This is a genomic window from Peribacillus muralis (assembly GCF_001439925.1).
GTDB lineage: Bacteria > Bacillota > Bacilli > Bacillales > DSM-1321 > Peribacillus > Peribacillus muralis.
The window spans coordinates 13,174-13,846 of the sequence record NZ_LMBV01000042.1; the positions used below are offsets into that span (position 1 = coordinate 13,174).

A 673-nucleotide genomic window follows, 5' to 3' on the forward strand; every position below is an offset into this window, starting at 1 on the left:
TCCACAAGGTGCACAAGGGGAGCAAGGATTCCAAGGATCACAAGGGGTTCAAGGAGCGCAAGGGTTCCAAGGTCCACAAGGTGCTCAAGGACCACAAGGATTCCAAGGACCGCAAGGGGTTCAAGGTCCACAAGGATTTCAAGGACCACAAGGGTTCCAAGGTCCGCAAGGGTTCCAAGGTCCGCAAGGGTTCCAAGGTCCGCAAGGGTTCCAAGGACCACAAGGATTCCAAGGTCCACAAGGATTCCAAGGTCCACAAGGGTTCCAAGGTGCTCAAGGATTCCAAGGTTCACAAGGGTTCCAAGGTCCACAAGGCGTTCAAGGATTCCAAGGACCACAAGGGTTCCAAGGACCACAAGGATTCCAAGGAGAGCAAGGGGTTCAAGGACCACAAGGATTCCAAGGTCCACAAGGTGCTCAAGGACCACAAGGATTCCAAGGGCCACAAGGATTCCAAGGACCACAAGGATTCCAAGGTCCACAAGGTGTTCAAGGACCACAAGGTTTCCAAGGGGCACAAGGTGTTCAAGGACCACAAGGTTTCCAAGGAGCGCAAGGTGCTCAAGGGCCACAAGGATTTCAAGGACCACAAGGTGCTCAAGGCCCACAAGGGTTCCAAGGAGCGCAAGGGTTCCAAGGACCACAAGGTGCTCAAGGACCACAAGGTGCTCAA

The 673-nt window shown here is 54.1% G+C and carries 1 pseudogene; it reads left to right on the forward strand.

The window, feature by feature from the left end:
• Window positions 1–673 (forward strand): annotated as a pseudogene (locus ASU00_RS26495) (collagen-like domain-containing protein); the annotation flags it as partial.